The following is a 26,341-nucleotide window of genomic DNA, read 5'->3' as shown; positions in this document are numbered from 1 at the left end:
TACCCTAAATTTTTACTCTTTTCTCTACCGATAAAAAAAACCGGTACACCGGCTGTCTTTCGACAGTGGTGTACCGGTGTTGATACTTAACTTCTCTTACAGTTTGGTAAAGACTGGAATTACCGCGCCAGCAATACTGTTGATATAACGATTGCCTGCTTCATCCCAGGTCATCAACAATCCGCCAAAACGGCTTTCAGGGTCACCCAACAGTGCCATCAAACGTTGTACTTCCCACAACGCATCTTTGGCTTCCATCTTAACTTCACGGGTTTCTCCAGGTTGAACGCCTCTGTCATCATCCATCGATAAGCCGGTTGCTACCAGTTCTCTTGGATAGTCAGGATCCAGGTGTTTGCGGCCCAGTTCGTTCACAAAGCGTACGCCCGCTGTCGTGAATTCACCAATGTTAACCGCTGTGTCACCGTTGTTGGTGATTTCCATCGTTACACGCAGTGCACGGCCAGGTACGTCGTAGTTAGCATGTGTTACTTTGATTGCAACTGGGTTCGGTGCAATCGGTAACGGTGCTACTTTCGATTCGCCAGCTTGGATCGGTACTGTGTATGGGTGTACGCTTTCGGTGTAACGATAGCCGCCCCAAACAATCGCGCAGGTCAGTATTGCAACTGCCAGACCTACTTTTCTGTCCGTTGGGGAGGTTAACAGTTCGTCACCATACGCCAGCAATACGCGGCTACGTGGCAGGAACATCGGTTTCGCTACAAAGTAGCCAATCCAGAAGCAGCCTAAGCCTAACCATACGATGTGCCAGAATATACCGTTGCTGAAGTTGAATGTTTCCAGGTCGATGGTTTTACCAGTCAGTGTGGTTACTGGGTTGGTAAAGTCATCCCAGCTGCCGGAGATGTTCATCCATGAGGCTGGACCTGCAATAGGACCTGCATCTTTGATGTTTACCATCGCGTGCATGTGGTGACGTCCTGGAATACGGGCTTTCAGTCTGACTTCAAATGCATAGTCACGGCCAATTTCCAGAGGACCTGAAATAAACGTTGGTTCGCCGTTCAGTTTGGTGCTTAAACGTACAAACACCGGGCTTGGGCTACCTACGTTAAAGAAGGCGCGGGTTGGTTTACCTACCGCACGTGGCCAGTCTTCAGCTAAGTGAAAGTTACCAGTCATCGTCGCAATGTCGTTGACTTTGGTGACTTTCGGTTGCCATTTCAAGTCGTACCATTGAATACTACGCATACGCAGGAACGGTTCTTGTGAGCGTTCACCGTGTGCCGCTGCTGTCTTAACATCTAACGTCAGCGTCATCGCCAGCGATGCCGCTCCAATCGCTGCTCCATACAGGCCTAATACGCCCAGTTTAAATATGCTTCTTATATTCATTATCTAATCCCCTGTGCAAAGCCTTTTTCACCAAACGCGGTTACGTCGTTCTTCATTGAGATGCGTCCTCTTTCTCCTTTAACATAGTAGAAAGCGGTGCAGTACAGTTTGCCAAAGTACCACCATACGCAGAACATCAGCATAGATACGAACGCTGCGAAGAACGCTGCAATCACTGTGGTGTGTCCACCAAAGGTGCGCAGTGAGCCTTGCTCAATCAGGCGAACATATTCAGGTGTACCGGTACGTACGTACAGGAAACCTGTGTAGTCAGCTACTGATAACAGTACGCCTTCTACAACCACTGGTAAGTGGGTTGGGCCAAATATCGGCCAGTTGCCTGGGTAGAAGAATAATCCAAAGAAGCCGCCGCCTAACAGTGCTGTGATCAGCCAGTTACCGGTCAGCAACATGATTGTATCCATCATCAATGCACCTGGAATCATGGTCGATGGCAGTACAAAGTTGATCGGATAGTGTGACCACCAGTAGAAGCCCCAGTAACGGGTCAGCCATTCACCTACTAACAGGCATACGATACAGAGTGTCGCGCCAAATGGCAGGCGATAGTTTACCCACAGGTAATACATCAGTGCTGCACAGTACATGATACCTACAATCGGTGTTACTACAGGCCACCATTGACGGTCTTTCCAATCCAACCAGAAATCCCAGTCTCCTGCTAACAGCATGAAGTGCATGTGATAGGTTCCTACCAGCAATATACACAGAATCGGAAAATATACCGCATCTATGTATCTGGACATCTTGACCGCTTCCGGCACCATCTTGGCCGCTGCTAAAATTTCGTCTGTTCTACTCACTAGACCCTCCCTTCTTCATTTCGTGTGATATTAAATTATGAAAACTTGACGATTCCCTTGCTTCTTTTTGTCGTCTGCTTATTGCTCGTTTTCATTACTGCATAGTAACTTAAGTCTTCTTATCCTTCCGCCCGTATCACAGGCGGGAAGGATGTGCTGCATTCAGAATTAAGGAACGATACGGTTGTTCAGAATGTCTCTGCTTGAGCCGTTCCAGGTTACATCAGTCAGGTTCGAGTAACGGGTGATGATTTGTGCTGCAATACCGCCCGAGAATAAACCTGCCCAGCCCAGAATCACAAAGCCCCAGTGCAGTGGCGCGCTGAACAGTTCTTCCATGAACCAGAATGCGTGACCCCATTCGTTCAAACCTACGTTTGGCAGAATCATCAATGGGCCAGCAATTGCCATAACCAATGGGAATGATGTGCCGCGGCTGTACAGTGGCAGACGGGTCATCGCGTACAGGTATGATGCTACGCCACACACGATGTACATTGGGAATGAACCGTAGAACACGACTACGTGACTTGGGGTGAAGCTGGTGTCACGAATAATCACTTGGTGCCAGGATGCGTCTTGTTCGGTGAAGAAGCTGCCGCCCCAGTAAACACCAAACAGATACACGCCCAGCCACATCATCCAGTAGAAATAACGTTTGATTTCCAGCTTGGTGTCTAAGTTGTCCAGTTGTTCTTTGGTGTCACGGGTTTTCAGGATCCAACCCCAGGTTACTAACGCAAACAAAGGCATCAGGGTCATGTGTACGCGCCACAGGCCCATCCATACTTTGTCAAATTCCGGTTCCATCGAGTCCATACCGTGTGAGTATGCAAACGTTCTTTGGTACCAGATCCAGAATATCGCTACCAACAGCATTGTTAACATGCCCAGTTTGTAGTACTTCGAGTCGTACCACAGTGACATGTCATAGCTTGCGCTTGATGCACTTGACGTGCCGTAAGTTGTTGCCATGTTTCTACCTCCTAACTGTTAATCAAAACTACTTCTCGTTCTTTTACTCTTCTACTTCTAATACTAATTAATTAGTACTGCTTTTATCTCGGCAGTTAAATTAACCTATTTTCTACCCTTAATTTAACCACACCTCTCAGGCTAGTCGACCTTACCCCTCAAAGTCAAGTCATTTGTCATAAAATCCCCTACTCTAATTTAGGGATTTTTACTCAAAACTTACCCGATTCTACTTCGTATACAAATACTAAGAAAACACTCCTCAAGCATATTAAAAATAAATCCCACTCTCCTTACTAAACTCAATGGAAGATTAGAATGGCATTCTCATTCGCCAAATTAGGTTACTTAATTTTGCTGCAAAGTATAGTTGCGTATTATGCTCAATAAACCCTCTGCGGTAAATGGTTTAGTCAGATAATCGTTCGATCCTGCCATTCTGCCCCGCGCTTTATCAAATAATCCATCCTTGCTGGATAACATAATCACTGGCGTAGACTGATAAATTGGATTATTTTTTATTAACTTACACGCTTGATAACCATCCAGGCGCGGCATTGTGATATCCACAAAAATAATATCAGGCTGATTCTCAACAATCTTAGACATCGCATCGAAACCATCTTCTGCCAATATGACTTCACAACCAAATGGTCTTAGAAAAATTTCGGCACTTTTCCGAATCGTGTTACTGTCATCGATCACCATGACTTTAATACCCTTCAATACACCGGCATTATCCACCCATACTCCTTACGAAAATTTGGCATAAACTAAGCTTGTACCATTCTGGATTTTATTTCCTCCAGAATGCAGGCGTAAATATAGCGAGCACGGTAAAAAATTCCAATCTGCCCAGCAACATGGCAAAGCTACATATCCATGTCTGAAAATCCGTTAGCGATGCATAAGTGGTTGCCGGTCCAATTTCCCCAAGCCCCGGCCCTAGATTATTGATGCAAGCCACCGCGGCCGAAAAAGCTGTAATGACATCCAATCCGCTCAATGTGAGCATCAGCATCATCAGCACGATACTCGCCGTATAAACAAACAGAAATACCAAGACTGCAAGAATGACCCGGCTTGCCAGCACACTTCTCCCAAGTTTCGCGGGCATTACCGCATTGGGATGCATAATCGTAATAATTTCACGATAAACCTGCTGATACAGAATACGGGCCCGTATCATCTTAATGCCACCGCCAGTGGAGCCTGAAGAAGTGCAAAATCCGGATAAAAATAACATCCAGAGAGGAACGAATATCGGCCACAGGTTATAATCGGTATTACTGTAGCCGGTCGTCGTGGCAACGGATACGATATTGAAAGCGGCATAACGCAAGGCTATCAGCGGCTCGGAGTAAACGCCGGTTAACCAAAGATACAATGCCAATCCGGCGCAACTGAGAAAAAGGATCATGACATACCAGCTCACTTCGGAATCATAGCGATAAGGCGTTAAGCTTTTTGCCCGCCAAGCCAGAAAATGGGTCGCAAAATTTATTCCGGCAATCAGCATAAAGACAATTGCAACCGATTCAATGAGCGGAGAATCCCAGTAAGCATAACTTGCGTCATGCGATGAAAAACCGCCTAATCCCAAAGTTGTGAAAGCGTGCATGACCGCATCAAACCAATCCATGCCTGCCCACTTGTAAGCAAAAACACACGCCAAGGTCAGACTCGCGTAGATCGACCACAACCCTTTAGCTGTTTCAGCGATACGCGGCGTCAGTTTGTTTTCTTTCATGGGCCCCGGTATTTCAGCATTCAGCAATTGCCGTCCGCCGACGCCCAGCAATGGTAAGATCGCTACCGCGAGCACAATCAGACCCATACCGCCAAGCCACACAATTTCGCCACGCCATAGGTTGATGGACGGCGGCAACGCATCCAACCCCGACAATACCGTACCACCGGTAGCGGTTAAGCCCGAAACAGCTTCAAAATAAGCCATGCTGAGATTGAGTTCGGGCAAATACAGCAGTAATGGCAGCATGGCAAAAGCCGGTAACCCGGACCACACCATGACCACCAGCAAAAAGCCATCGCGCGTCTGCAATTCACGTTGATAGCGGCGTGTCGCGAGCCACATGACTAAACCGCTACCGAGGGTAATCAGAATAGACTCGCCAAAAACAAAACGCGCACCGTCATCGATCCATAGCGCCAAACCGAATGGAATCAGCATGGTCAGCCCGAATACCAGCACCATCTTGCCCAGCACATTAACAACCGTAAGCAACCGATTCATGGAATGATGCGCTACAGAAAGCCAACGTTAACCTGAAACAGTTTTTCCACTTCGCGAATCATTTTCCGGTTGACCACAAATAGAATCACATGATCTTCCGATTCGATGACCGTATCGTGATGCGCAATGATGACGCGTATTGAGTGACTCGACTCAGCTAGATTCTTTTCCAGCTCTGCGGAACTCAAACTCTCGCCAAATAACCCTTCGGTTCTCGGCAAACCACGCACTATTGCGCCAATGGTCGCGCCTTTTGGCAGCTTGATTTCATCAATCTTGCGTCCGACGACTTTGGACGACCGCGCATCGCCATGCGCAACCAATTCCAATGCTTCCGCCGCACCCCGCCGCAGACTATGTACAGCAGCAACATCGCCGTGCCGGACATAAGCCAGCAATGAGCCGATCGTCACTTGCGCTGGCGAGATCGCGATATCAATACGGCTGCCTTGCACCAGATCCACGTAAGCGCGGCGATTGATCAGCGCAATCACTTTATGCGCCCCCATCCGTTTCGCCAGCAGCGCCGCCATAATGTTGTTCTCTTCGTCATTCGTCAGCGCGCAAAACAAATCCATCTCGGCAATGCTCTCACTCTCCAGCAAGGTTTCATCCGTTGCATCGCCGTGCAGCACCAGCGCATTGCTCAATTCACCCGCCAAACGCTCACAAGCTTGGTAATTGCGTTCTATGATCCTGACCTGATAATCTTTTTCCAGCGTCATGGCCAGACGCCTGCCGATTTTTCCGCCACCAGCGATCATCACATGTTTGACCGGCCTGTCCATTTTGCGCAATTCCCGCATGACGGTGCGAATGTCTTCGGTTGCGGCAATGAAAAATACCTCATCTTCCGCTTCGATGATGGTGTCGCCTTCCGGAATGATCGGCCGGTCTTGACGGAAAATAGCCGCCACGCGCGTATCCACATTGGGCACATGCTTGCGCAATTGCTGTAATTCCTGTCCGACCAGCGAACCGCCTTTTAACGCGCGCACCGCCACCAAGCTTACTTTTCCCGATGCGAAATCGAGCACCTGCAAGGCTTCGGGAAACTCAACGAGTTTCTCAATATATTCAGTCAGAATCTGTTCGGGTGAAATGGCAAAATCGACGCAGAAGTTTTCCGTTGAAAAAATTTCCGGATGCGTCAAATACTCCGTGGAGCGGATCCGGGCAATTTTAGTCGGTGTGTTAAACAGTGTGGCGGCAAGCTTACACGCCACTAGATTGGTCTCATCGTGCTCTGTTACGGCCAGCACCATATCTGCATCATGCGCCCCGGCATTCACCAACACCGATGGATGCGACGCGTTGCCAACAACCGTACGCAAATCCAAGCGATCCTGCAATAACGCCAAACGCTTGGAATCGATATCGACCATGGTAATGTCGTTGGCTTCACTGACCAAGCTCTCAGCGACCGACGAACCGACTTGACCCGCGCCCAGAATGATAATTTTCACTTGAACAACCTACTCTTTCCGGTTCTCGCGCACCCAGTCACGCCATTGCGCAAATAGCCCGGGATCCAGTGCCGCTATCACGGATCGCGTCCACGGCGATCCCGCCCAGTAGTCATCCTGTTCGAAGCCGCACATATGTCCGCCCGCTTCTGCGAGAATCAATGAACCCGCGCCGTAATCCCACGGCTTCTGTCCGCCGTGCAGATATAAATCAAAATAACCGGCGGCGGTATAGCACCATTCCAGCGCGCACGCACCGAAGTTGCGCTGCGAGGCAAACGGTGGATAAGCAGCCACTCTGGCCGCGAATTTCCGATCCAGCCGTTTTAAATCGACATTGGCCATGGCACCCGATAATGCCGGCGTATACGTCTTCAGCGGCAACGCAATACCATTCAAAAAAGCACCGCCGCCTTTGGTGGCATAAAACATCTCATCCGTTACCGGATTGTAGATCACGCCCAGCACACTCTTGCCTTGCTCCATGAACGCCACTGAAATGGCGAAGTACGGTAACCCATTGAGAAAGTTAGACGTGCCATCGATCGGGTCGATGCTCCACAACCCGGATTGCCCCTTGATCCACTGCGCTTCCTGCTCCTGTTTTGTCATTTCCTCGCCCATCGCGGCGGCTGGATGAATTTTTTGCAGCTTTTCCAACAGCGCATTCTGTGCCGCGACATCCGCTTCGGTAAAAAAACTGCCGTCCGCTTTAATCTGACGGTCGACTTGCAGGTAGCGCGGCATGATGACTTGCTGCGCGACTTCTTTTACCGCCGTGATCACTTCTTCTAGCACGTTTACTCCGACCGCCACTTGATCGAACAACCGATACTGGGGATTTGTTCTGCCGGACCGCGGCCGGTTTTGGCAACTTGCAACATGCCTTCGAATAAATCCCGTCGCACATCGGCAGGGGCGGCCTCTTTGCGCGATGCATCCAGGCGGCCGCGATATTGCAATTCCAGTTTGTTGTTGAAACCGAAGAAATCCGGTGTGCACACTGCGCCATAGCGTTTGGCAATTTCTTGTGTCTCATCCCACACGTACGGGAAAGGATAGTTTAATTGTTTCGCCACCAGCGCCATGTTTTCAAATGAATCTTCCGGGTAATCGGCCGGGTCATTGGACATGATCGCAATGGCATTGATACCGTGCGATTTCAATTCATTCACATCGCGAATGATGCGATCCTGCACCGCTTTCACATACGGGCAATGATTGCAGATAAACATCACCAGCAGGCCGTTTTCCCCTTTTGCGGAAGCCAGGTTATAGCGTTTGCCGTCGACGCCCAACAAATCAAAATCAACCGCTTTCCAGCCAAAATCACAAACCGGTGTTTCCAAACTTGCCATATTCTTTTCTCCTACTATCGATAATAATCTTGAAAACCGCTTCTCCAGCCTGCCGCGTTCACCCACTGAAACAGCGGTCAGACAATGAATGCCGGATAAATAACGTGCTATATTATCATGAGTCCATTTATCGAATTGCTACTTACCCCGGTCAGCCCCCATCATGCATGCGCGCTTCTACCATCCCGAAGAAATCACTGCCGGAACGATTATCGAATTATCGGCCGGGAACAAACACCATGCCGCGCGGGTATTGCGGCTGAAAGAGGGAGATGCGGTCACGTTGTTCAATGGACAGGGCGGTGAATTCTCCGCACACATCACCAGCATCACCAAATCCAGCACGGCCGTCCGGGTCGACGCCTATCACGCGATAGATTGCGAATCGCCATTGTCGATTGAGTTGGCCCAGGCAGTCTGTGTCAATGAAAAAATGGATTGGATCATACAAAAAGCAGTGGAGTTGGGCGTGACACGCATTCAACCCGTGACCACGGCGCGCAGTATCGTGCACTTATCCGGCGAACGTGCCGGTAAACGCCAGCAACACTGGCAAAAAATCGTCATTTCCGCGTGCGAGCAATGCGGCAGAAATTACGTGCCGCAAGTACTGCCGTTGATTTCGCTGCCGGAATGGCTAAGCCGGAAAAAATCCGGCCGGTCGCCTCATGATGGTTGCTTTATGTTATCCACGACAGCCACGCAAAGTTTGAAAGAGATTGCCAAACCACCTGCCGATGCCAATCTGGCGCTTGTGATCGGATCGGAAGGCGGGTTTACGCCGGAAGAAGAAGCAGCTGTTTTACACACCGGCTTCGTCCCGCTACGTCTGGGAAAACGCATCCTGCGCACCGAAAGCGCGGCTTTGACGGCTATTGCCGCATTACAAACCTTGTGGGGTGATTTTTAACCGATCGCATGAACAAAAATCCGCTATCTGCACAGACCATGAACACACCTGCTGAATTTGTCGCCTGGTTCCGCTCGGTTGCTCCCTATATCAACGCGTTCAGGGGAAAAACCTTCGTCATCGGTTTTAGCGGCGAAATGGTCACGAACGCCGCCTTTGTCGATTTTATTCACGACGTCAATCTGCTCGCCAGCCTCGGTGTCCGGCTGGTACTGGTGCATGGCGCGCGTCCGCAAATTCAACTGCGCCTGGATGAGTCGCAACTGGAAACACAAACCGTGATGGGCATGCGCGTCACCGACCCCGCCGCGTTACAGTGCGTCAAGGAATCGGTCGGGCGCGTGCACCACGAGATCGCTGCCTTGCTGTCGATGGGTTTGCCCAATTCACCGATGGCCAATGCTGCCATCCGTGTGACCAGCGGGAACTTTGTCACCGCCTGCCCTTATGGCGTCATTCAGGGCATCGACCTGATGCATACCGGGAAAGTGCGCAAAATCAATGCTCCGGCGATTCATTCGTGTCTGGAGCAAGGCGATGTAGTACTGATCTCGCCGCTGGGTTACTCACCCACCGGCGAGATTTTTAACTTGACGATGGAAAATGTGGCGACCGAAACCGCCATCGCACTTCACGCCGAGAAACTGATTTTTCTGTTGGATGCCATCAATTGCAAAGCTGCCGAAGAAAAAAAAGCCGGAATGCTCCCGCGCGAACTGACCGTAGCCGAAAGCAAATTGCTGCTGGAACAAGAAATTACAGCCGATATGCGTAAAATACCCGAGGCAGTTTTACCGGCATTTCAATCGGCCACTAAAGCCTGCGATAGAGGTGTCGCGCGCGCGCATCTGGTCAGCCGCCATAACGACGGCGCGATCATTCAGGAGCTTTTCACGCACGACGGCATCGGCTGCATGATTTCGCAAGAAACACTGCAAGCGCTGCGCAGAGCCAGAATCGACGATGTCGGCGGCATTCTGCAACTGATCGAGCCGCTCGAAGCCGAAGGCATTCTGGTCCGGCGCGGGCGTGAATTGCTGGAAATCGAAATCGACCGGTTTACGGTATTCGAGCACGACGGCATCATCCTCGGCTGCGCCGCGCTGTATTTCTTCCCCGAAGAACACGCCTGCGAACTCGCCTGTTTGGCGATTCACCCGGATTACCGCGATCAGGGACACGGCGAACGTTTGCTCAAACACATCGAAAACAAAACCATCGCGCAAGGCATCCACAAACTGTTCGTACTCACCACGCATGCCACGCATTGGTTCATCGAACACGGCTTCAGCCAGGCTACCCCAGCCGAATTACCGAAAACTAAACAGAATTTATATAACTACCAGCGCCGCTCGAAAGTGCTGATCAAGCACTTGTAATTTTTCATACAAAATACGCTTCGGCTGTTTACTCAATGAAACGAACGTTTCATAATGCCGGACTTTCCTCAAAAGGAAACTCTGGTTATGTCCTTTGACATGTTCGGAACGCACGGCAACAAGTTTTTTCAGAGAATTTCCAATACGCTTTTACTGACTGGGAGCAAGGATAAGAAATGGCAAGAATGGTGAAATGCATCAAACTAGGCCGCGAAGCCGAAGGCCTGGATTTTCAAACTTACCCCGGCGAACTGGGCAAGCGGATTTTTGAGAATGTATCCAAGGAAGCCTGGAGCCAGTGGATCAAACACCAAACCACGCTGGTCAACGAAAATCGTTTAAATCTCTCAGACGCCAAAGCACGGAAATATCTGGCGGAACAAATGGAAGCGCATTTTTTTGGGGAAGGTGCGGAGCAGGCAGCAGGGTATGTGCCTCCTAAGAATTAATCTTAATTTTTGACATATACCTAAAACATAACATTGAAATCATAGAAAAACCCTTATCGCACAGCGCCGTGTGAAATGGCTGGTTATAATGATTCTATTTCCTTAAGAGTTTTCCCGCTTATATCTTTCCATGCGGTGAGTCCATTTGCATGTCCGCCATGAATAACCGCTGCTGCCGAACTCGGGCTTGTAAACTCCGCATCTCTTGTAAATACCAATGTATTGTTTTTGATCTCTAATACACCTTCATCTTTTAAGCGCTGCCGCATATTCATTGTCCATGGCCACTTTTGAGCTGAAGCCCGATCGTTCAAAATAGCTTGAGAACCCTTAAGTACCACAAAACCATTGGGTGCCAAATGACCCTCTGCTTTAATCCCCTTAATCTCGCAGAACAGTTTCTTCTGTTCGGATTCTGTGACGGCTTTTGCTGCTGTTGGCACGAGGAGCTCGACCCCTAGAACTGGCAATAATTGGTTAATCTTTTCTAAAAATATTTCCATATCCTCTCGATCAGATTCAGGCAATCGAGCTCCGCTACTTTGGCCGTTTGTAACCACGGCTCGCCCAGATTTGCGCGCCTGGTCTATTAGCTTTCCTTCAAGAAAGCGGATGTGTGCCTTAGTTAAGTTCTCGTCTTTACTGATAAAAAAGATGATTTGATTCCAAAAATCTTTTTCCAAGTGAGCTTTAATTCGATCACGAATGCTCTCGGCTTCACCGATATAGATTGCTGGTTTTCCCGATTCAGGATCAGAGCCCGTCAAAAAATAGACTCCCGCACCGCTCGATTCTTCGCGAGAAAAGACCCCTTCAAACTCACTTCTGGGACCGGCGACAGCCTTTCCAGTCCAGTTCGACAATTCCGCAGTACGAAGCCGTTTAGGATCTCCGTAAACCAGGAATATTTTGATTGTTGCGCTAGGCACGTGTGAAGAAAGAAAAGACTACTATAGCTTTCTAACCTGAATCCCATGATTGATGATGCAAACCGCACAATCAATCATGGAAATATGAATACTTCTGAGACTTGACTTACTTAATAACCGCGTTCAATTCGCCTTTAGCATAGCGGTTCGCCATACTTTCCAGAGAAATTGGTTTGATTTTTCCAGCCTGTCCGGCGCAGCCGAAGGCTTCAAAGCGCGCTTTACAAATGTCTTTGGCCGCTGCGGTTGCTTCTTTCAGGAATTTGCGCGGGTCGAAATTGCTTTTGTCTTTTTCCAGGCTGCGGCGGATCGCGCCGGTCATCGCTAAGCGGATATCCGTGTCGATGTTGACTTTACGCACGCCATACTTGATCCCTTGTTGAATTTCTTCGACCGGAACACCGTAGGTTTCTTTGATGTCGCCGCCGAATTGGCGGATGATTTCCAGCCATTCTTGCGGTACCGAGCTGGAGCCGTGCATGACCAAATGCGTGTTGGGGATACGTGCATGGATTTCCTTGATGCGTTGGATCGCCAGGATATCGCCGGTGGGTTTGCGAGTGAATTTGTACGCGCCATGCGAGGTTCCGATAGCGATTGCCAGTGCATCCACACCGGTTTTACGGACAAAATCGGCGGCTTCTTCCGGATCGGTCAACAGTTGATCGTGCGATAACACGCCTTCCGCGCCGTGACCGTCTTCGGCTTCACCCATGCCGGATTCCAGAGATCCCAGGCAACCCAGCTCGCCTTCTACCGATACGCCAACGGAGTGCGCGATATTAACGACATCGGCTGTGACATTAACGTTGTATTCGTACGAAGACGGTGTTTTGGCGTCTGCTTGCAACGAGCCGTCCATCATGACGCTTGAGAAACCGCTACGGATCGCATTGACACAAACGGAAGGAGAAGCACCATGATCCTGATGCATCACAATCGGGATATGCGGATAAGATTCAACAGCTGCTTCAATCAAATGACGTAAAAATGCTTCACCGGCATACTTTCTCGCACCGGCGGAACCTTGCATGATGACCGGGCTGTTACATTCGTCAGCGGCTTGCATGATCGCCTGGATCTGTTCCAGGTTGTTGACGTTGAAAGCCGGTAAACCGTAGCCGTTTTCCGCTGCGTGATCGAGTAGTTGTCTTAATGATACGAGTGCCATCTAGATCTCCTTATTGATTATCTTAATAAAATTGTATACCAGTATAAGCATATTCTTGATGAATACCTTTTGATTCTTTCCACTGCCATTCGCGCTGCGCCAATGCCGGATTCGCATCCGCAGACAGCTTATTTCGCATCAATACCTTGTCTTGTTTTCCATTCGCCGACTCTGATAATCTTCATCGTATTGGTGCCACCGGTTTTACCCACCGGTTCGCCGATCGTCATCACCATAATATCACCGCTACGCACCACACCGCGATTGAGTAATTCCTGTTCGGCCAGATTCAGAATTTCTTCCGGATCGTTCAATCCCGCGCCGAATTCCACCGGATATACACCTCTGAACAACGTGACCCTTCTACGCGTTTCTTCGTTGGGGCTCAACGCAAAAATAGGTACTTTGGAGCTTCTGCGCGACATCAGCAACGCGGTTACGCCGCTTTGCGTTAGTGCGGCGATGGCGCGAATCTGTAAGCCGCTGGCAGTGTACATGGTGGCGCGGGCAATGGCTTCTTCGATAGTCGCCGGATTGATATTCTGCATCCGCCGGTCGGTGTTGACCAGATATTCCTTTTCCGCCTCCAGGCAAACTCTGGCCATCGCTTCGACCGCTTCCACCGGATATTCCCCAGCGGCGGATTCCGCCGACAGCATGACTGCATCCGTGCCATCCAGCACCGCGTTAGCCACGTCCGATACTTCCGCCCGTGTTGGAATCGGATTGGTAATCATCGATTCCATCATTTGCGTGGCGGTTACCACGGTTTTATTGTTGGCGCGCGCGGAGCGGATCATTCTTTTTTGCAGCGCCGGAACGGCGGCATCGCCGACTTCAACCGCCAGATCACCCCGCGCCACCATAATGGCATCCGAGGCTTCGAGAATATCGTCCAAAGCAAGAATAGCCTCGGAGCGTTCGATCTTGGCCATGATCATACCTCTGCCGCCTGCCTCTTGAAACAATGCGCGCGCTTGGCGGATATCGTCGCCAGAGCGGACAAACGATACGGCTAAGTAATCCGCGCCCAGTTCGGCTGCTGTTTTGATGTCTTCCAGATCCTTGCTGGTCAGCGCTGGCGCACCGAGTCCGCCACCTTTACGGTTAATGCCTTTATTATTGGACAGTATGCCGCCCTGCTCGACCACGCAGAATACCTGATGACCTTTCACATGCGATACACCGAGTACAATCCGGCCATCATCCAGCATCAGCGTAGCGCCGGTTTCCAGATCGTTCGGCAATTCCTTATAATCCAGACCGACTCTTTCCTGATTGCCTAATTCACAATTGGCATCCAGAATGAACTGATCACCGACTTCGAGCCTGATCTTACCGTGCTCGAATCTGCCGACGCGTATTTTCGGCCCTTGCAGATCGGCCAGCACACCGACTGTAAGACCCGCAGCCCGCGCCAGCGACCGTGTCATCTCGGCGAATTCGATATGCTGTTCGCGCGTGCCGTGCGAAAAATTGATCCGGACAACATCAACACCGGCCCGGATTAAACGATCCAAGATTTTTGGATTGTTACAGGCGGGACCCAGGGTCGCTACAATTTTTGTTCTTCGGATCATGATTTTTCTGGTTGATTATTTGGCACGCGTCTCCAATATTTCTACCGCCGGGAGTTTTTTACCTTCCAGGAACTCCAGGAATGCCCCGCCTGCGGTTGAAATATAGGAAACTTTGTCGTAAATATCATACTTCTGAATAGCTGCAATGGTATCACCGCCGCCCGCTAACGTGAAAGCCTTCGTTTCCGCAATTGCACGCGCGATTTTTTCGGTTCCGGCGCCAAATTGATCAAACTCAAACACACCGACCGGGCCGTTCCATACCACCGTACCGGCTTTCATGATGATGTCCACCAATTCTTGCGCACTTTTCGGGCCGATATCAAAAATCATGTCATCGTCCGCCACAGCACCGGCATCTTTCAATACCGCCGGTTCATTGGCATCGAATTTTTTACCGGTCACCACGTCGACCGCAATCGGAATCGAGGCATTGCGTTTCGCCATTTTATCCATCAAGGCTTTGGCTGTTGGAACCAAATCATCTTCACACAACGATTTGCCAACATTTTTGCCGGTCGCTTTAAGGAAGGTATTGGCAATCCCGCCGCCCACCACTAGTTGATCCACTTTCTCGGACAATGCTTCCAGCACAGTCAGCTTGGTTGAGACTTTCGAGCCGCCGACAATCGCCACCATCGGACGAGCTGGGCTCAACAGCGCTTTGGTCAGCGCATCCAGTTCTTCTGTCAGCAGGATACCGGCGCAAGCCACCGGTGCATATTTAGCGATACCGTGGGTTGAAGCTTCCGCGCGGTGCGCGGTGCCGAATGCGTCCATGACAAAAACATCGCATAGTTTTGCGTATTTTTGCGCGGTCTCCTCGACATTTTTCTTTTCGCCTTTATTGATGCGGCAGTTTTCCAGCACGACCAGTTCTCCAGCCGCGACATCAAATCCGCCATCAACCCAGTCCTTGATTAAACGCACTGGTTTTCCCAAACGGCTGGCAATATTATCAGCCACCGGTTTTAGAGAATTCTCTTCAGTCCACACGCCTTCTTCAGGGCGGCCCAAGTGCGAAGTCACCATCACTTTCGCGCCTTGTTTGATGCAGTGATTAATGGTCGCCATCGAGGCGGTAATGCGTGCATCCGAGGTCACTTTTCCATCTTTTACAGGGACATTCAGATCAGCGCGAATAAATACACGTTTACCTTTAAGGTCAAGGTCAACTAGTTTAATAACGGACACAGTAAGCTCCAGAAATGTCTTTAACAAAATATAAAGGATAGCAGCGCTACCCTTTATGTCTTAATAAATTAACTATTTAAATCAGATAGCAATCAAGACACTCTATTTTGATTGCCTATCTGAGCATACAAAACTACTTGGCGACAGTGCGCACCATCTCCAGTACTTTGGTGGAATAACCCCATTCATTGTCGTACCACGCAACCACTTTGACAAAGCTTTTATCCAACGCCATACCTGCTTCGGCGTCGAAAATGGAGGTGCAGCTTTCACCGCGGAAGTCGGTGGATACCACTTTTTGATCGGTATATCCGAGCACGCCTTTCATGGAACCTTCGGAAGCTTCTTTCATCGCTTTGCAAATTTCGTCGTAGGTCGCTTCTTTTTCCAGCTCACACGTCAAATCAACTACCGACACGTCCGATGTTGGAACACGGAAAGCCATACCGGTCAGTTTCTTGTTCAGTTGCGGAATCACAACGCCGACCGCTTTAGCAGCGCCGGTTGAAGAAGGAATAATGTTTTCCAGAATACCGCGGCCACCGCGCCAGTCTTTATTGGATGGACCATCGACGGTTTTTTGCGTTGCGGTTGCGGCATGCACGGTAGTCATCAGACCACGCTTAATGCCCCATTTATCGTTCAATACTTTGGCGATCGGAGCCAGACAGTTGGTCGTGCAAGAAGCATTGGAAATGATGCTTTCGCCTTTGTAGGATTTGTCATTCACGCCATACACAAACATCGGTGTATCGTCTTTGGAAGGTGCAGACATGATGACTTTCTTGGCACCGGCCGCTAAATGTTTTTCACAGGTTTCTTTCGTCAGAAAGAGACCTGTCGATTCAACCACAACTTCCGCGCCGACTTCATTCCATTTCAGCTCGGCCGGATCTTTAACCGCGGTCAAGCGGATTTTTTTACCATTTACCACCAGGGTATTACCCTCGATGGAAACATCACCATGGAAGCGGCCATGCACTGAGTCATGCTTTAACATATAAGCCAGATAATCCGGCTCTAGCAAATCGTTGATGGCAACGATTTCGATATCCGAAAAATTCTGCAAAGCTGAGCGGAAAACCATACGCCCGATACGACCAAACCCATTAATACCAACCTTAATTGTCATACTAAAACTCCTTGAATAAGAAACTTGTTGCTTCCGGATGAATGCAATTCATCATCCGGCTGCTTTAATCATAAATTGGATTAGAGAATGCCTTTGACTGTTTTAACAACGTTCTCGACGGTAAAGCCAAAATGCTTAAATAACACATCCGCAGGCGCTGATTCACCAAAAGTGTCCATGCCGACTACCGCGCCGTCCAGTCCAACATACTTACGCCAGAAATCAGTTACGCCAGCTTCCACCGCTACGCGCTTAACACCCTTCAGCAAGACACTGTCCTTATAGGATGGTTCCTGGCGATCGAATACATTCGTGCACGGCATGGAAACTACGCGCACATGAACGCCTTCTTCGGCCAGCGCTTTTTGCGCACTCATGGCCAACCCCACTTCGGAGCCTGTCGCAATCAAAATCGCTTGTGGCTTGCCATTACCGGCCTCGGATAATATATAACCGCCTTTATCGATCAGCTGAATGGTAGCGGCATCTCGCTTCTGGAATGGCAGATTCTGACGGCTGAATATTAATGTCGACGGACCGTTTTTGCGTTCGATGGCGCGCGCCCATGACACGGTCGACTCTACCGTGTCGCAAGGACGCCATACATCCATGTTAGGGATTAAACGCAAGGTTGCGGTTTGTTCTACCGGCTGGTGCGTCGGACCATCTTCACCCAGACCGATGGAATCATGCGTAAAGACGAAAATATTGCGAATCTTCATCAGTGCGGCCATGCGCAATGCATTACGCGCATATTCTGAGAACATCAGGAAAGTAGCACCGTAAGGAATCAAGCCGCCATGCAACGACAAGCCATTCATCATGGCGCTCATGCCAAATTCGCGCACACCGTAGTACACGTAGTTACCGCCGTTTTGTTTGCTGATCCCTTTGGAGCCTGACCACAAGGTCAGATTGGAGCCAGCCAAGTCGGCAGAACCGCCGAGTAATTCGGGCAGAACTGGTGCCAAACCTTCGATTGCATTTTGCGAAGCTTTACGGCTAGCAATGGTTTCCGCTTTTGCGTTAACTTGATTGATCACACCGTCGACATGACTGCGCCAGTTCGCAGGCAACTCACCAGCGGTGCGGCGATTGAATTCGGCTGCTTCAGCAGGATATTTTTCCGCATATTCAGCAAATTTCTGATTCCATTCCGTTTCCAGTGCTTGTCCTTTAGCTCTTGCGTCCCAGGCGCTGTACACCTCCTGCGGGATTTCAAACGGTGGATGATGCCAGCCGATGTGCGGACGAGCGGCGGCGATTTCCGCATCACCCAATGCAGCGCCGTGTACCGAGTGGGTATTGGCCATATTGGGTGATCCCAATCCGATAACCGTTTTGCAGCAAATCATGGTTGGCTTATCATTGACTTTTTTAGCGGCTTCAATCGCGGCTTCTATGGCCACCGGGTCGTGCCCGTTGACGTTAGGCACTACGTGCCAGCCATAGGATTCAAACCGTTTCGGCGTGTCATCGGTAAACCAGCCTTCCACATGACCATCGATGGAAATGCCGTTATCATCGTAGAAACAAATCAGTTTTCCTAAACCTAAGGTACCCGCCAAGGAACAAGCTTCGTGCGAAATACCTTCCATCAGACAGCCATCGCCCAGGAAAACGTAGGTATGGTGATCGACAATGTTATACCCCGGGCGGTTAAATTCTGCGGCGAGTATTTTTTCCGCCAGCGCCATGCCCACGGCGTTGGTAATACCTTGGCCTAATGGGCCGGTTGTGGTTTCAACACCCGGTGTGTAGCCATATTCCGGATGGCCGGGTGTCTTGGAATGAAATTGCCGGAATTTCTTAATCTCTTCCATCGGCAGATCGTAACCCGTCAGATGCAATAAAGCATAAATCAGCATCGATCCATGCCCGTTGGAAAGAATAAACCGGTCACGATCAACCCACCCCGGATTACCAGGATTATGACGCAGATGATGAATCCACAGCACTTCAGCGATTTCCGCCATTCCCATCGGCATACCGGGGTGACCGGAATTGGCTTTTTGCACTGCATCCATCGCCAATGCACGTATTGCGCTGGTTAAATCCTTAAACACCGGCGCGTCAAAATCCTTGAATGTCCCCATTAACACTAACTCCCTAATATTTTAAACGAATAAAAAAGATCGAACTGTGCGCTAATTGAATAGGAACACATCGTATCGGTAAATAAATTAATGCGATATTATCCCCTAAGATAGAGGATAGGACAACTAGAGACCTTCATTTTTTGCGCCTAAAACCAATCCGGTAGCAGCGGAATTTCTTTAAAAAATCAGTTCCCCCGCAATTTAATTCCCAATAATTTTATTTTGCGGTACAGGTGTGTGCGCTCCAATCCAGCGCGTTCCGCGACTCGCGTCATGTTGCCATTTTCTTGGTCGATTAATCTTTCGAAGTAAGTTTTTTCAAACAAATCGCGCGCTTCGCGCAGGGAAAGATCGAGTGGAATCTCCGGCGAAACTGATGACGAGGCCGATTCCGGGAAAACCATCGCCTGCTGCACAGCTTCGACCGAAATCTCATCGGACGTGCAAGTCAGTGCCAGCGAATGCACGACACCGGTTAACTGCGTCAAGTTGCCGGGCCAATCGTAATTGCGCAGGCAATTTAACGCTGCGGTACTGAACTGTAACGTGGACGAAGCTTCTCCCGATTCAACGAAACGCGACAAGATTTGACCGGCCAGCTCGGGAATGTCCTCCCGGTGCGCCCGCAATGCCGGAATGCCGATACTGAGACTGCTCAATATTTCGTACAGCTTGGGATGGTAAGTACCCTGCGCGGTCAACTCCGCCAACGGTTGCGATGTGGCGCAAACCAGCCGGACGTTATACTTCTCCAGCTTACTCAGCAATAACAGCAAGCCTTTTTGCGCCAGTTTACTGATTTCGCCGACATCCTTGAGAAACAACAGCCCGTCACGCGCAAGCTCCAGCAAATCCAACGGTGATTCAGCCAATCCCGTCAACGTCTCGGGTTCCACCCATGGCGTGCCCGGACGATGCATAAAACGCGCGCAAATTTCCGCACCCGCGCCCGGTTCACCCATCAGCAACACGGGTGTTTTCAAGTTCACCACTTGTTCCAGCCTTTTTCTCAGATCAAGAATCAAAGCGCCTTTACCCAGACTGGCCAGTGACAGCGCTGATTGCTGCTTGTTTTGCGCCCCGCGCAAAGCCTTGCTGACCGTGCTCAACAACTTCTGCAACGGTATCGGCTTTTCCAGATAACCGAATGCGCCAATGCGGGTTGCCTCCACCGCCGTATCAATCGTGCCATGCCCGGACATCATGATCACCGGCATCGTCAGCAAGCCATTGCTGGCCCACTCTTTCAAGAGCGTAATACCATCCGTATCGGGCATCCAGATATCCAGCAGCACCAGATCGGGGCGCGTCTGCGCGCGCCAGATCCTCGCTTGCTCGGCATTCTCGGCCAACGCCACGCGATATCCTTCATCCCGCAAAATTTCAGACAGCAGCTCGCGGATGCCAATTTCGTCATCAACAACCAGTATTGTATTGTTCGTTATCATTGAGTGTTTCTCCACTACTGAAATCTAATCAGCTTAGCCACAACTGTCAAATTTCACGGTCATCTATGAATTCCAAGTTTTTTGATTGACGGATATCTTGCCAGGAAAGATTTTATTCATCTTTGCTGTTATCACCGGTTGTTCCCTAATGAACCGCCAGCCGGTTATCGTTGGTGGATGCGCTTTTCTCCACCGCTGGCAGGATAATTGAAATTTGCGCGCCCTGCGGTTTAATATTTTCGATATGGATAATCCCTTCATGTTCTTCAACAATTTTCTTCACAATCGGCAATCCCAATCCGGTTCCCTTGGCCTTGGTGGTGACATAAGGCTCAAAAACCCGGGCTCTGATCTCATCCGAAAAACCGCAACCGTTATCACGCACACTGAGTTGCACCCCGCCATGCACTTTTTCGGTTTTCACCTCGATCACAGGTTGCGGCGTATCGATCAGCGCGTCTTGCGCATTTTGCAGCAAATTATGCAGCACTTGGCGCAATTGTGCCGAATCGCCCTTGACCAGCGGCAAATCGTCCGCCAATAGCTGCTGGATTTGCACATGCTTGCTATTCTCAGCCGCCATATTCGCGGTTTCGTAAAGCGACAATACCTCGCGCACCAGGCGGTTAAAATCCAGTTGGTGCAATTGCATCTCCGGTACGCGCGCATACTGATTAAATTCATTCACCATCCGCTTCAGGGCTTCCACCTGATTGACAATGGTTTCAGTTGAACGCCGCAGTATCTTGGCGTCTTCTTCATTGAGCTTATTGATTAATTTGTGCTGCACGCGCTCGGCGGATAGTTGAATCGGTGTCAGCGGATTTTTAATTTCATGCGCCAGCCGGCGTGCAACCTCGCCCCAGGCAACCGCGCGCTGCACTTGCAATAGATTGGTGATGTCATCAAAAACCACCACACCGCCGCCGCCCGATATCTTGGGCAAGCGCGTTCCTCTGAGCAATAAAACCTGATTACGGCCATCTTCCGAACGCGTCAATTGGCGCTGCCAAACACCGGTTTCCCCGGAATTAAATCCCGCCCTGATCTCGGCAATCAAGGTATCCAGTTGCGGTTCATTGCTCACGCAGCCTTCGATAATCGAACCGTCCAAGCTGATCAGCGGTATTTGCAGGATCTGCTCGGCACTGCGATTGGCCTTGGATAATACCAATTGATCGTCGAATACCAGCACGCCCGATGACAAATTCGCCAGGATACTTTCCAAGTGCGCACGCGCGCTCTCGACCGCCTGCTGATTATGCAGCGCCGCTGCGCGCGCTTCCTCCAATTGTTGCGTCATCAAATTGAAGGACTCTGTCAACACACCCAATTCGTCACGACTTTGCACCAGGTGCCTGCGGCTGTAGTCACCCTGCGCAATCGCTCGCGTGCCTTCCGCCAGCATGCCGAGCGGAGCGCTCAGTTTCTCACTGAGCAAAGAAGCCGTCGCCAATGCTGAAAATAACGATAACAACAAAGCCAGCGTCAAGGTAACGCTATACAGCCGGGTCAATCCGTGACGCGACAAAGAAAGCTCCTGGTAATCCTGATAACCGGCCTGGACCCGTTCGGCGTCTTTTGCCAATTGCAGCGGAACCGGCTGCAGCAATTGCAGCATCCGGATATCCTCTTTCAAACTCAGCACATTAACCGGAGCGACTACGCGCAGATACAAGCCCTTATCGGTAATCGACTCAATCGCGCCATACGCTTTCTGCATCCGGATATAGCGCATGACGACGGCATTCGGCATCCCAGGAAATAACGCCAGATTACTCTCGCTGGAAAAAGCGATGACTTTGCCATCCTGGTTAAACAAGGTCGCTTCTTCCACTTGCGATTGCAGCAGTAATTCATTCAGCACTAATAAAGGCGGATTTGCAGGATCGGACAATATTAACGCCGTCGCCTGCGCTTTACGCTGCAATTCTTCCAGCAGATTATCCAGCATGGTATGTCCCAGGTTCAAGCCGCCTTCCAGGGCGCGATCCACTTTCACGTCAAACCAGGATTCGATACTCTTCTCAAGAAACTGAACGGACACGGCATACACCAAAGCACCGGGAAGTGTCGCCATCATGGAAAAAACCAGCATCAACCGTAACGCCAGCCTAGATCCGAAAACACCCGATTTGAGGCGGCGTCTGAACCGCCACAGCAAAAATCCCAAGATCGCCATGAGAAAGATCACAAAGGCGATATTGATGCCTAGCAATAAGCGGTACTTCCGTTCAAAAAACTCGGTATTGGCGCCCGCGGTCGCCAGCAGAAAGAGCATCACAGCCCCTACACCGGCACCCACAATGAGCACGTATTTCATCAATGACCTTTAATCTGTACCGGTTCCCCGGGTGTGGGCAGCTTCATGTGCCATTCCAGTTTATCCGAACTCAAATTCCACTGACTGGAACCCAATGTTTCAACTTGGAACGGTTTTGGCATCCGCGTCAGATCGAGCCAGATTCGCAGCGACGCCACATAATCGGCGTCTGGCTTTAATTCAGTTTTAACCGTCAACGGAAGATCGTGTATCCGCCCCAATGCCTGCAATGCTTCCTTTAATGAAGAATAACTTTGTGAAAACACCGGATGGTTGAGGTGATATTGCCGTGTTAGCGCATAATAGCGCAGACCGACCACGAACTTACTTCGCGCCACCTCTTCATTGAGCTTATACCAGCGCGTATCCAGCAAGCCGAATTTGGTGACGAAATACAGCACGATACCTTTCTCAAGCGTCTGTTCCAACGTCTCGTTCAGCGTAATCTCGGAATCCATGCTGATGGTATAGCCTTGCTCGGTCGCCGCCAGACTGACGGATTTTATCTGGATACCTTCCGCCTTCACAACGGACATTGCCGATAACAAAATCAGTAGCAAAAATAAAAGATTAAGGAAGGGTAGCTTTATTCGGCGCACTTGCGGATCAGGCTTTTTGCAGTAAGTTATAGAAGAAGCCATCATGTCGAATATCAGGTAACAGTTGTCCATCCACCATTGCCGCTGCGGAAAGCGGTAATAAACTTGCATCGGGGTGATGGTTAAGAAATTTTTCAATCTGCATGGTATTTTCTTCAGCAAACACTGAGCAAGTCACATACAGCAACTTACCACCCTTGCTCAAAATTTTCCACAAGGCATGCAAAATTGCTTGTTGAATTTCTGCAAATTTGATCAGATCGCTTTCACGCCGCAACCATTTAATATCCGGATGCCGGCAAACCACTCCGGATGCCGAACAAGGCACATCCGCCAGAATACGGTCATAGAAGCGGCCATCCCACCAGGCATCGGGATCCGATGCATCGCCGCACACCATCTTTTCTGCCGTCATATGCAGGCGCTGCAAATTCTGTTGCACCTGAGTCAATCTTGCTGCTTCATTATCCAGTATCGTCAATGCCACATCGGCCAATTCCAGCACATGCGTGCTTTTCCCTCCCGGGGCCGCGCACGCATCCAATACCCGCATGCCATCATGCACATCCAGGAATGGCGCGGCAAGCTGCGCTCCGGCATCTTGCACAGTCACCAGCCCGGCGCTGAAACCGGGCAGATGCTCCACCGCGACCGGCTGACTCAGTTGCAACGCGCCGGACCAGAGTAATTCCGTTTGCATCGCTTTTTCCGTCAATAAATCACGATAAGCGGCCACGCTAATTTTGCGTTGATTCACCCGTAACGTCATTGGAGGACGTTTGTTGCCGGCTTGCAGTATTGTGTGAAATTTTTCCGGATATTGCTGCCGCAACTTGTCAATCCACCACTGCGGATACGAGTAAAGTCCGTCCTCATGGGCGGCCGCTTGCTGCAACAAGCGCTCACGTTGGCGGATAAAATTGCGCAAAACGGCATTCACCAACCCTTGCATTCCTTGACCATGCGCCAAGGCGCGCGATGCAGATACGGCTTGATCCACCACTGTGTGCGGAGATGCTTTACTGTACTGCAATTGATACAAGCTCACGAGCAGCAACTGCTGCAAACTTTTATCGCGTAACGGTTTTTTCAGTAACAACGCGAGAATCGCCTGTAATTGGCCGTAAAAACGCAGGACGCCATAACTTAAATCCTGAATGGCGCCCTTTTGTTGTTTCGATAACATGGGATCGGCGCGCCAGACATCCTGCAGCACGCCGGTCAGGCTTGATCCCGTCAACACTTTACCGATTGCGGAAGCTGCCGCCAGCTGCGCCTTAATCATGCGATGCAGCAGCAGGATGATGCGCAGTCATAAAACACTCGCCAGGTTCTATCGGGTTGCCAGCCAGAAAATCCGCCGCGCTCATTTTCTTGCCGCCAGGTTTCTGCACCATGGCTATCCGTAACAAACCCGAACCGCAGGCAACCGTGATACCGGAACGATCCACCGCAACAATTTCTCCCGGCTTTCCTGCATTTCCGTCTAGCGCTTCAGCTTGCCAGATCTTCAGCGCCATATCCCGGAAATGCGCATAGGCGCCGGGATTGGGATTAAATGTCCGCACCATCCGGTCTAGCTGCTGCGCGCTGTGCCGCCAATCAATTTCCGCTTCGGCTTTGGTTATCTTGGCGGCGTAGCAGGCTTGCGTCTCGTCTTGCAGCACGGGAGCCAGTTTTTCCTGAGGCAGCAGCGTCAGCGCCTCAACGATGCTTCGCGCGCCGCACACACTTAATTTATCGTGCAGCGATTGCGTAGTATCGTCCGGCGTAATCTCCACATTGTGCATTAACAAAATATCACCCGTATCCAATCCGGCATCCATCTGCATGATGGTGATACCGGTCTCGCGATCACCCGCCAGAATGGCGCGTTGAATCGGCGCGGCACCCCGCCAGCGCGGCAATAGCGAAGCATGAATATTCAAGCATCCCAGACGGGGAATATCGAGTACCGCCTGCGGCAAAATCAATCCATACGCCGCCACAACCATCACATCCGCGTGCAGTGCCTGCAATTGCTGTTGTATGCCATCAGTTTTCAGGGTCAAGGGTTGCAATAATGCCAGATGATGTTGTTCGGCCAGCAATTTAACGGCGCTGGCGGCAGCTTTCATTCCTCTGCCCGCAGGGCGGTCCGGCTGGGTCAACACCATGACAATCTCATACCCTGCGTGAATCAGCGCATCCAGCGCCGTCGCGGCAAAGACAGGGGTTCCAGCAAATATGATTTTCATGCTAGCGCATCGATTACTTGTTAATTGGGGTGACGGGATTCAATCGTACCAATGAATCGGATTAGTGATTCAGAAGATCCGGATGCAGCGCACAGCTTTATTTTATGCCAACATGCACCCGCTACATGGTGCTGCGCTGTTTTTTCTTTAATTTAGCCAACGTGCGCGTTTGCTTGAGCTTTGACCAGTATTCCACAAACACTTTTCCCGCCAAGTGATCCATCTCGTGTTGAATACATACTGCCAATAATCCATCGGCATCCAGAACAAAGGATTCGCCTTGCGCATTCAGCGCTTTCACAGTCACAGATTCGGCGCGCCGCACTTTCCCATAGATGCCGGGTACTGACAAGCAACCTTCCTCATAGTCCGATAGGCCGTTACTGGCGATAATTTCCGGATTGATCAATACGAGCAATTCATCGCGAGTTTCCGATGTATCGATCACAATAATGCGCTCGTGCACATCCACTTGAGTAGCGGCCAACCCGATACCGGGCGCAGCGTACATCGTTTCAGTCATATCTTTTATCAGCGAACGGATTTCATCCGTGACTTGTGCTACGGGAATCGCTACAGTATGTAGCCTTTCATCCGGATATTGTAGTATTTTTAGAATAGCCATGAAAAAAATGTGTAGTTTAACAAACCCAAT

23 protein-coding genes are annotated in these 26,341 nt (G+C 50.2%); 3 read left to right on the top strand and 20 right to left on the bottom strand.

Going from position 1 to position 26,341, the window contains the following annotated elements:
• Window positions 1-96: 96 nt before the first annotated feature.
• The 8 genes from R2083_RS01710 to R2083_RS01675 form a co-directional block, all read right to left on the bottom strand.
• A complete protein-coding gene (locus R2083_RS01710; RefSeq protein ID WP_317529822.1) occupies window positions 97-1,359 on the bottom strand; it encodes a methane monooxygenase/ammonia monooxygenase subunit B in 1,263 nt (420 codons plus the stop codon).
• Window positions 1,359-2,183, bottom strand: a complete 825-nt coding sequence (locus R2083_RS01705) for a methane monooxygenase/ammonia monooxygenase subunit A (RefSeq protein ID WP_090322876.1) — start codon at window positions 2,181-2,183, stop codon at window positions 1,359-1,361. Before R2083_RS01705 ends, R2083_RS01710 begins: the two co-directional genes overlap by 1 nt.
• 168 nt (window positions 2,184-2,351) lie before the next feature.
• On the bottom strand, window positions 2,352-3,158 hold the full coding sequence (locus R2083_RS01700; RefSeq protein WP_090322878.1) for a methane monooxygenase/ammonia monooxygenase subunit C: 807 nt from the start codon (window positions 3,156-3,158) through the stop codon (window positions 2,352-2,354).
• Window positions 3,159-3,506: 348 nt separating this feature from the next.
• Window positions 3,507-3,866 carry a response regulator gene (locus R2083_RS01695; protein ID WP_411172535.1) on the bottom strand — a complete coding sequence of 120 codons (360 nt, stop codon included), beginning with the start codon at window positions 3,864-3,866 and terminating at the stop codon, window positions 3,507-3,509.
• Between the two features lie 88 nt (window positions 3,867-3,954).
• A complete protein-coding gene (locus tag R2083_RS01690; protein WP_317529820.1) occupies window positions 3,955-5,412 on the bottom strand; it encodes a TrkH family potassium uptake protein in 1,458 nt (485 codons plus the stop codon).
• Between the two features lie 11 nt (window positions 5,413-5,423).
• A complete protein-coding gene (gene trkA, locus R2083_RS01685; RefSeq protein WP_317537295.1) occupies window positions 5,424-6,878 on the bottom strand; it encodes a Trk system potassium transporter TrkA in 1,455 nt (484 codons plus the stop codon).
• 9 nt (window positions 6,879-6,887) lie between these two features.
• Window positions 6,888-7,676, bottom strand: coding sequence for an inositol monophosphatase (locus R2083_RS01680; RefSeq protein WP_317529818.1), 789 nt, complete (start codon window positions 7,674-7,676; stop codon window positions 6,888-6,890).
• Between the two features lie 2 nt (window positions 7,677-7,678).
• Entirely contained in the window at window positions 7,679-8,236 is a 558-nt protein-coding gene (locus tag R2083_RS01675) for a thioredoxin family protein (RefSeq protein WP_132427309.1), read from the bottom strand.
• Window positions 8,237-8,399: 163 nt separating this feature from the next.
• Between R2083_RS01675 and R2083_RS01670 the strand changes: the two genes are divergently transcribed.
• The 3 genes from R2083_RS01670 (at window position 8,400) to R2083_RS01660 (ending at window position 10,974) form a co-directional block, all read left to right on the top strand.
• Entirely contained in the window at window positions 8,400-9,146 is a 747-nt protein-coding gene (locus R2083_RS01670; protein WP_317537294.1) for a 16S rRNA (uracil(1498)-N(3))-methyltransferase, read from the top strand.
• Between the two features lie 38 nt (window positions 9,147-9,184).
• Window positions 9,185-10,525, top strand: coding sequence for an amino-acid N-acetyltransferase (gene argA / locus R2083_RS01665; protein ID WP_317537293.1), 1,341 nt, complete (start codon window positions 9,185-9,187; stop codon window positions 10,523-10,525).
• 176 nt (window positions 10,526-10,701) lie between these two features.
• The gene (locus tag R2083_RS01660; protein ID WP_090317520.1) at window positions 10,702-10,974 is read left to right on the top strand and encodes an oxidative damage protection protein; all 273 of its coding nucleotides are present in this window, start codon (window positions 10,702-10,704) and stop codon (window positions 10,972-10,974) included.
• A gap of 83 nt (window positions 10,975-11,057) precedes the next feature.
• Here the strand turns inward: R2083_RS01660 and R2083_RS01655 are convergent, their stop codons facing one another.
• From R2083_RS01655 to def, 12 genes are all read right to left on the bottom strand, one after another.
• Window positions 11,058-11,741 (bottom strand): GIY-YIG nuclease family protein, encoded by a 684-nt coding sequence (locus R2083_RS01655; protein ID WP_317537292.1) that lies wholly within the window; start codon window positions 11,739-11,741, stop codon window positions 11,058-11,060.
• A 268-nt stretch (window positions 11,742-12,009) separates the two neighbouring features.
• Entirely contained in the window at window positions 12,010-13,074 is a 1,065-nt protein-coding gene (gene fba, locus R2083_RS01650; RefSeq protein WP_108699500.1) for a class II fructose-bisphosphate aldolase, read from the bottom strand.
• Between the two features lie 128 nt (window positions 13,075-13,202).
• The gene (gene pyk, locus R2083_RS01645; protein ID WP_132427299.1) at window positions 13,203-14,654 is read right to left on the bottom strand and encodes a pyruvate kinase; all 1,452 of its coding nucleotides are present in this window, start codon (window positions 14,652-14,654) and stop codon (window positions 13,203-13,205) included.
• A gap of 15 nt (window positions 14,655-14,669) precedes the next feature.
• On the bottom strand, window positions 14,670-15,848 hold the full coding sequence (locus R2083_RS01640; protein WP_317537291.1) for a phosphoglycerate kinase: 1,179 nt from the start codon (window positions 15,846-15,848) through the stop codon (window positions 14,670-14,672).
• A gap of 133 nt (window positions 15,849-15,981) precedes the next feature.
• Complete coding sequence (gene gap / locus R2083_RS01635; RefSeq protein ID WP_317537290.1) at window positions 15,982-16,980, bottom strand: type I glyceraldehyde-3-phosphate dehydrogenase; 999 nt, start codon at window positions 16,978-16,980, stop codon at window positions 15,982-15,984.
• 80 nt (window positions 16,981-17,060) lie between these two features.
• Window positions 17,061-19,076 (bottom strand): transketolase, encoded by a 2,016-nt coding sequence (gene tkt, locus R2083_RS01630; RefSeq protein ID WP_317529811.1) that lies wholly within the window; start codon window positions 19,074-19,076, stop codon window positions 17,061-17,063.
• A gap of 188 nt (window positions 19,077-19,264) precedes the next feature.
• A complete protein-coding gene (locus R2083_RS01625; protein WP_317529810.1) occupies window positions 19,265-20,527 on the bottom strand; it encodes a sigma-54 dependent transcriptional regulator in 1,263 nt (420 codons plus the stop codon).
• A gap of 145 nt (window positions 20,528-20,672) precedes the next feature.
• A complete protein-coding gene (locus R2083_RS01620; RefSeq protein WP_317537289.1) occupies window positions 20,673-22,850 on the bottom strand; it encodes an ATP-binding protein in 2,178 nt (725 codons plus the stop codon).
• Window positions 22,850-23,386 carry a DUF4390 domain-containing protein gene (locus tag R2083_RS01615; RefSeq protein ID WP_317537288.1) on the bottom strand — a complete coding sequence of 179 codons (537 nt, stop codon included), beginning with the start codon at window positions 23,384-23,386 and terminating at the stop codon, window positions 22,850-22,852. Before R2083_RS01615 ends, R2083_RS01620 begins: the two co-directional genes overlap by 1 nt.
• Before the next feature lie 70 nt (window positions 23,387-23,456).
• Complete coding sequence (gene rsmB / locus R2083_RS01610) at window positions 23,457-24,734, bottom strand: 16S rRNA (cytosine(967)-C(5))-methyltransferase RsmB (RefSeq protein WP_317537287.1); 1,278 nt, start codon at window positions 24,732-24,734, stop codon at window positions 23,457-23,459.
• Window positions 24,727-25,686 (bottom strand): methionyl-tRNA formyltransferase, encoded by a 960-nt coding sequence (fmt, locus tag R2083_RS01605; RefSeq protein WP_317529806.1) that lies wholly within the window; start codon window positions 25,684-25,686, stop codon window positions 24,727-24,729. Before fmt ends, rsmB begins: the two co-directional genes overlap by 8 nt.
• 121 nt (window positions 25,687-25,807) lie before the next feature.
• The gene (def, locus tag R2083_RS01600; RefSeq protein WP_317529805.1) at window positions 25,808-26,311 is read right to left on the bottom strand and encodes a peptide deformylase; all 504 of its coding nucleotides are present in this window, start codon (window positions 26,309-26,311) and stop codon (window positions 25,808-25,810) included.
• Between the last annotated feature and the right edge of the window lie 30 nt (window positions 26,312-26,341).

Origin of the sequence: Nitrosomonas sp. Is35 (genome assembly GCF_033063295.1) — a bacterium.
GTDB lineage: Bacteria > Pseudomonadota > Gammaproteobacteria > Burkholderiales > Nitrosomonadaceae > Nitrosomonas.
Note: the sequence above shows the minus strand (reverse complement) of the source record. Positions and strands in the feature narration are given on the sequence as shown.

Excerpts from the sequence above, each read along its gene's own strand:
- R2083_RS01710 (WP_317529822.1), bottom strand. The coding sequence starts at position 1,359 with ATGAATATAAGAAGCATATTTAAACTGGGCGTATTAGGCCTGTATGGA.
- R2083_RS01700 (WP_090322878.1), bottom strand. The coding sequence starts at position 3,158 with ATGGCAACAACTTACGGCACGTCAAGTGCATCAAGCGCAAGCTATGAC.
- R2083_RS01695 (WP_411172535.1), bottom strand. The coding sequence starts at position 3,866 with ATGGTGATCGATGACAGTAACACGATTCGGAAAAGTGCCGAAATTTTT.
- R2083_RS01690 (WP_317529820.1), bottom strand. The coding sequence starts at position 5,412 with ATGAATCGGTTGCTTACGGTTGTTAATGTGCTGGGCAAGATGGTGCTG.
- R2083_RS01675 (WP_132427309.1), bottom strand. The coding sequence starts at position 8,236 with ATGGCAAGTTTGGAAACACCGGTTTGTGATTTTGGCTGGAAAGCGGTT.
- R2083_RS01670 (WP_317537294.1), top strand. The coding sequence starts at position 8,400 with ATGCATGCGCGCTTCTACCATCCCGAAGAAATCACTGCCGGAACGATT.
- argA (WP_317537293.1), top strand. The coding sequence starts at position 9,185 with ATGAACACACCTGCTGAATTTGTCGCCTGGTTCCGCTCGGTTGCTCCC.
- R2083_RS01660 (WP_090317520.1), top strand. The coding sequence starts at position 10,702 with ATGGCAAGAATGGTGAAATGCATCAAACTAGGCCGCGAAGCCGAAGGC.
- fba (WP_108699500.1), bottom strand. The coding sequence starts at position 13,074 with ATGGCACTCGTATCATTAAGACAACTACTCGATCACGCAGCGGAAAAC.
- pyk (WP_132427299.1), bottom strand. The coding sequence starts at position 14,654 with ATGATCCGAAGAACAAAAATTGTAGCGACCCTGGGTCCCGCCTGTAAC.
- gap (WP_317537290.1), bottom strand. The coding sequence starts at position 16,980 with ATGACAATTAAGGTTGGTATTAATGGGTTTGGTCGTATCGGGCGTATG.
- tkt (WP_317529811.1), bottom strand. The coding sequence starts at position 19,076 with ATGGGGACATTCAAGGATTTTGACGCGCCGGTGTTTAAGGATTTAACC.
- R2083_RS01625 (WP_317529810.1), bottom strand. The coding sequence starts at position 20,527 with ATGATAACGAACAATACAATACTGGTTGTTGATGACGAAATTGGCATC.
- R2083_RS01620 (WP_317537289.1), bottom strand. The coding sequence starts at position 22,850 with ATGAAATACGTGCTCATTGTGGGTGCCGGTGTAGGGGCTGTGATGCTC.
- R2083_RS01615 (WP_317537288.1), bottom strand. The coding sequence starts at position 23,386 with ATGTCCGTTGTGAAGGCGGAAGGTATCCAGATAAAATCCGTCAGTCTG.
- rsmB (WP_317537287.1), bottom strand. The coding sequence starts at position 24,734 with ATGATTAAGGCGCAGCTGGCGGCAGCTTCCGCAATCGGTAAAGTGTTG.
- fmt (WP_317529806.1), bottom strand. The coding sequence starts at position 25,686 with ATGAAAATCATATTTGCTGGAACCCCTGTCTTTGCCGCGACGGCGCTG.
- def (WP_317529805.1), bottom strand. The coding sequence starts at position 26,311 with ATGGCTATTCTAAAAATACTACAATATCCGGATGAAAGGCTACATACT.